This window comes from Roseicyclus sp. (assembly GCF_052168335.1).
GTDB lineage: Bacteria > Pseudomonadota > Alphaproteobacteria > Rhodobacterales > Rhodobacteraceae > Roseibacterium.
In genome coordinates this window covers 1-4,975 of record NZ_JBQLZP010000659.1, presented here as the reverse complement: position 1 = coordinate 4,975, position 4,975 = coordinate 1, and the positions used below count along the sequence as shown (strand labels likewise).

4 protein-coding genes and 2 pseudogenes are annotated in these 4,975 nt (G+C 71.3%); 3 read left to right on the top strand and 3 right to left on the bottom strand.

The features are described from left to right. The 3 genes and pseudogenes from ACTS11_RS20025 to ACTS11_RS20015 form a co-directional block, all read left to right on the top strand. Positions 1-1,215, top strand: a pseudogene (locus tag ACTS11_RS20025) (DNA mismatch repair endonuclease MutL); the annotation flags it as partial. Then, positions 1,212-2,384, top strand: coding sequence for a DNA recombination protein RmuC (locus ACTS11_RS20020; protein WP_442642043.1), 1,173 nt, complete (start codon positions 1,212-1,214; stop codon positions 2,382-2,384). The pseudogene ACTS11_RS20025 and the gene ACTS11_RS20020, both read left to right, overlap by 4 nt. A gap of 159 nt (positions 2,385-2,543) precedes the next feature. Next, on the top strand, positions 2,544-2,885 hold the full coding sequence (locus ACTS11_RS20015) for a DUF2853 family protein (RefSeq protein ID WP_442642042.1): 342 nt from the start codon (positions 2,544-2,546) through the stop codon (positions 2,883-2,885). 253 nt (positions 2,886-3,138) lie between these two features. On the opposite strand, the gene ACTS11_RS20010 is transcribed toward ACTS11_RS20015, so the two are convergent. The 3 genes and pseudogenes from ACTS11_RS20010 to ACTS11_RS20000 all read right to left on the bottom strand — a co-directional run. Next, positions 3,139-3,552 (bottom strand): EVE domain-containing protein, encoded by a 414-nt coding sequence (locus tag ACTS11_RS20010; RefSeq protein ID WP_442642041.1) that lies wholly within the window; start codon positions 3,550-3,552, stop codon positions 3,139-3,141. 4 nt (positions 3,553-3,556) lie between these two features. After that, entirely contained in the window at positions 3,557-4,486 is a 930-nt protein-coding gene (locus tag ACTS11_RS20005) for an NAD(P)H-dependent glycerol-3-phosphate dehydrogenase (protein ID WP_442642044.1), read from the bottom strand. A gap of 5 nt (positions 4,487-4,491) precedes the next feature. Beyond that, positions 4,492-4,975 (bottom strand): annotated as a pseudogene (locus tag ACTS11_RS20000) (tRNA (adenosine(37)-N6)-threonylcarbamoyltransferase complex transferase subunit TsaD); the annotation flags it as partial.

The window sequence follows — 4,975 nt, the reverse complement described above, 5'->3', positions numbered from 1 at the left end:
TTCCGGGCGGAGGCCGAGCAGGGCGACCTCTTCGCGGCGCTCGGCGCGCGGCTCGCCACCGTGATCGGGCGCGACTTCGCGGAGAACGCGCTGCGCGTCGAGGCCGAGCGCGAGGGGCTGCGGCTGACGGGCTACGCGGCGCTGCCGACCTATTCCCGCGGCGCGGCGGTGGCGCAGTATCTCTTCGTCAACGGCCGCCCGGTGCGCGACAAGCTCCTCCTGGGCGCGCTGAGGCCCGCCTACATGGACGTCCTGTCGCGCGACCGGCACCCGGCCGCCGCGCTCTTCCTCGACTGCCCGCCCGAGCGCGTGGACGTGAACGTCCACCCGGCGAAGTCCGAGGTCCGCTTCCGCGAACCGGGGGTGGCGCGCGGCCTCGTCGTCTCGGCGCTGCGCCACGCGCTGGCCGAGGCCGGGCACCGCGCCTCCACGACCGTCTCCGGCGCCACGCTCGGCGCCTTCCGGCCCGAGGGGACCGCGCGCATCTACCAGATGGACCGGCCCTCGCCCCGGAGCCTCGGCACCGCCGCGCGCTGGCAGGCGCCCGGTCTCGCCGAGCCGGAGCCCGCCTGGTCCTTCCCCGAGACCGCCGCTCCCTCCGCCCGGGTCGAGGAGGCGCCGGTCGAGCAGCCGGTGGATCGCCCGCTCGGCGCGGCGCGGGCGCAGCTTCACGAGACCTACATCGTCGCGCAGACCGAGGACGGGATCGTCCTCGTCGACGCGCACGCCGCGCATGAACGCCTCGTCTACGAACGGCTCAAGCGGCAGATGGCCGAGCGGGGCGTCGCGCGTCAGGCACTCCTCATCCCCGAGATCGTGAGCCTCGGCGCCGACGCCGAGCGCCTCCTCGAGATGGCGGCGGACCTCGAGACGTTGGGTCTCGTGATCGAGCCCTTCGGCCCCGGCACGCTCGCCGTGCGCGAGACGCCCGCCATCCTCGGCCCCGTGAACGCCGAGGCGATCCTGCGCGACATCCTCGACGAGCTCGACGATCTCGGCGCCTCGGACACGCTGAGGGCGCGGCTCGACGCGATCCTCTCGCGCGTGGCCTGCCACGGCTCCGTCCGCTCGGGGCGGCGCATGTCGGGCGAGGAGATGAACGCGCTCCTCCGCGAGATGGAGGCGACACCCGGCTCGGGCCAGTGCAACCACGGCCGCCCGACGCATGTGAAGCTCAGGCTGGCGGATATCGAGAGGCTCTTCGGGCGGACATGATCCAGATCGGCGACATCGTCCTCGAATTCTCCGACCCTGCCGTTCTGGCGGGCGCGATCGGCGCAGCCGTTCTGTTGACCCTGCTGATCCTGTCGGTCTCGGCGCTCAGGGCCGCCCACCGATCCGCCCGCGCGATGGAGCCCCTGTCCCATCACCTCGTCCAGCTCGGCCAGACGGTGCAGGGGCTCGGCCAGGGGCAGGAGCGGCTGGCCGGCGGGCTCAGCCATGTCTCCGACATGCAGGCCCGCGCGCAGGCCTCGATGCTCGAGGCGATGGAGCGGCGGCTCGAGGAGGTGCAGAAAGGCATGGCCGAGACGCTGCACGGAACATCGACGCGAACCGCGCGCTCGCTCGGCGAGTTGCAGCAGAAGCTCGAGCAGATCGACCGCGCGCAGGCCAAGATCGAGAAGCTTTCGGGCGATGTCCTCAGCCTCCAGGACATCCTGTCGAACAAGCAGACGCGCGGCGCCTTCGGGGAGATCCAGCTCAACGACATCGTCGCCAAGGCCCTGCCGTCCGACGCCTATTCCTTCCAGACCACGCTGGCCAACGGCCGGCGCGCGGACTGCCTGATCCGCCTCCCCCATCCGCCCGGCCCCATCGTCATCGACGCGAAGTTCCCGCTCGAAGCCTACGAGGCGCTGGTCCGCGCCGAGGGGCAGGAGGCGCAGGCCCGCGCGCTCCGTGAACTCGGGAACGCCGTCAAGGTCCACATCCGCGCCATCGCCGAGCGCTACATCGTCGAGGGCGAGACGGCGGACGGCGCGCTCATGTTCCTGCCGTCCGAGGCGGTCTATGCCGAGCTTCACGCGCGACTGCCCGAGGTCGTGCGCTTCGGTTTCGACCAGAGGGTGTGGATCGTCTCGCCCACGACCTGCATGGCGACGCTGAACACCATGCGCGCGGTCATGAAGGACGCGCGGATGCGGGAACAGGCCGGCGAGATCCGCAAGGCGCTGAAGCTGCTGCACCGCGACGTCGAGATCATCGAGGAGCGCGCGGGCAAGCTCGAGACGCACCTGAGACAGGCGAACGACGATGTCTCGGGCCTCCTGACCGCCTCGGCGCGGGCGGGCAAGCGGGCGGAACGCCTCGACCATTTCGATTTCGAGGAACTCGCCCCCGGCGATCCCGGGGCCGCGGGCGTCGTTCCGCTGGCGCGCCGCTAGCCCCTCCACCACCCATTTTGCGAAAAAGCCACGCATCGCCCCGCTTATCGCGGACGGGGCGCTTCTGCTTTTGCGTCGCTTGACCCCTCGGCTAACGTCTTGCGGGACCGCCGGTGCCTGAGGGGGTCGCCAGTCAGTAAGTTGGGGAGAGACGAAACGATGGGCAAACGTGACGAACTGATCGCGGTCTACGCCGAGGATCTGCGGAAGAAATGCGGGATGGAACCCGACATGGACCTTCTGACCAAGGTGACGATCGGCTGCGGTCCGGCGATCTACGACAACGACGCCTCGACCGTTGCGGGCAGCCAGCCGGGCGAGATCGAGACGGTGAAGAAGAACTTCCTGATGAAGAAGCTCGGCCTCAAGGACGGACCCGAGCTGGATGCCGCGATCGCCAAGGTGATCGAGACCTACGGCAAGTCCGAGCGCAACAAGTACCGCGCCGTGGTCTACTACATGCTGGTGAAGCATTTCGGGAAGGAAAAGGTCTACGGCTGAGGTCGTCGGTCTTCCAGCGGCCCACCGCCTCGGCGCAGGCGGCGGGCCGCGATACCGCCACTGCGCCAGGCGGATTTGCCTCGAATTCTTCGGGCAAGTCATTTGCGCCATTAAGGTTTTCCGGCTATCGTTCTTCACGAAACCCGGCCAGTACGGCGGGCCCGAATTTCTGACGCACGCGGAGCGAGGTGGCGTGTGTGGGTGATGGAGGGTCCCGACCGCCGGGGCCCTCCATGCGTTTCCGGGTTGGCCCTCAGAGGCCGCCCATCCCGCGGATCAGCGCCCATTCCCGCTCCGTCACCGGCTGCACCGAGAGGCGGGAGTTCTTCACCAGCACCATGTCGGCCAGCTCCTCCCGCGCCTTGATCTCATCGAGCGTCACGGGCCGCGGCAGGGGCTCGAGCGCGCGGATATCGACGCACTCCCAGCGCGGATCGTCGGCCTTCGTCTCGAGATGCGCCTCGGCGATCACCTCGACGAGGCCCACCACCGCCTTCTCCGACTGCGAATGATAGAAGAAGCCCCGGTCGCCCACTTTCATCTCGCGCATGAAGTTGCGGGCCTGGTAGTTCCGCACGCCGTCCCACTCCTCGCCCGCGTCGCCCTTCGCGACCTGCGCCTCCCAGGACCAGGTGGACGGTTCGGACTTGAACAGCCAGTAGCGCATGGGCTCACTCCGGTTTCAGGGGGCGCGCCATCAGCCTATCGAGCGCGGCGGCGAAGTCGAGCCGTCCTTCGGCGAGTGCGGCCACGACATCGGTGATGGGCGTGTCGAGCGTCGCGTCGCCGGCGATGCGGCGGGCCGTGTGCAGCCCCTCGACCGTCACGCCCGGGTCGAAGGCCTCGCCACGGGCCAGCGCCGCGCCGTAGCGGAAGTTGCGCGACTTCTCCGAACCGCAGGTCAGCACGAGGTCGCCGAGACCGGACAGGCCGCTCAGCGTGTCCTCCTCGGCCCCGGCGGCGCGCGCGACGCGGCGCATCTCGGCGAAACCGCGGGCGATGATCGCGGCCCGCGCGGAATCGCCGAGGCCCGCGCCGATCACGGCGCCCGCCGCGATGGCGATGACGTTCTTCAGCGCGCCGCCGAGCTCGGCCCCGATCACGTCGGTCGTGCGGTAGAGCCGCAGCATCGGCGTCGACAGCGCCTCCTGCAACGCCGCGCCCGCGTCGTCGTCGGCGCAGGCGAGCGTCAGAGCGGTCGGCAGCCCGGCGGCGATGTCCACGGCGAAGCTCGGCCCCGTCAGCTGCGCCACCGTGGCCCCCGGACAGGCCCGCGCCGTCAGCCGCGCGGGGCCGAGCCCCGAGGCCCGGTCGATCCCCTTGGCGCAGGAGACGAGCGCGGGCGCCCCGGGACGTGTGGCCGCGAGCATCGAGGACAACGCCTGCGTCGGCACGGCCAGCAGCGCGATGTCCGCGCGGATCGCGGAATCGGAGGTGACGCGCACGGCCTCGGGCAGTTTCACGCCCGGCAGATTCCGCGTCTCGCGCGTCGCGGCGATGGTTTCGGCCCCGTCGCGCGCCCAGAGCGTGACCGGCCATCCCGCCCGCGCATAGGTCACGGCGAGCCCCGCGCCGAAGGCCCCCGCGCCGTATATCGCGATCCCGGTCACGCCTTGGCCCCCTTGCGCCCCGATCCGACGAGCGGCGCCGCCGCCCGGTCGAGCGGCCACCGCGGCCGCGCCGAGAGCGTCATGTCGTCGAATTGCCCGGCCTCGTAGGCCAGAAGGCCCGCATAGGCGATCATCGCCGCGTTGTCGGTGCAGAGCGCGAGCGGCGGTGCCAGGAGCGTCAGGCCGGCCTCCGCCGCGACGGCCTCGAGCCCCGCGCGGAGCGTCCGGTTCGCGGCGACACCGCCCGCGACGGCCACTGCCGTCAGGTCCCCCTGCCCCGCGAGCGCCGTGGCGAGCTTGCCCGCCAGCACGTCCACGACCGCCGCCTGGAACCCGGCGCAGAGGTCGGCGCGGTCCCGGAGCGTCAGCCCCCCCGCCTCGGCGACGAGCGCATCGCGCGTGCGCAGCACGGCGGTCTTCAGCCCCGAGAAGGACATGTCGCATCCCGGCCGGTCCAGAAGCGGCCGGGGCAGCGCGAAG

Bases quoted from the DNA above. Each gene is read 5' to 3' on its own strand.
- ACTS11_RS20010 (WP_442642041.1), bottom strand. From the start codon at position 3,552: ATGCGCTACTGGCTGTTCAAGTCCGAACCGTCCACCTGGTCCTGGGAG.
- ACTS11_RS20015 (WP_442642042.1), top strand. From the start codon at position 2,544: ATGGGCAAACGTGACGAACTGATCGCGGTCTACGCCGAGGATCTGCGG.
- ACTS11_RS20020 (WP_442642043.1), top strand. From the start codon at position 1,212: ATGATCCAGATCGGCGACATCGTCCTCGAATTCTCCGACCCTGCCGTT.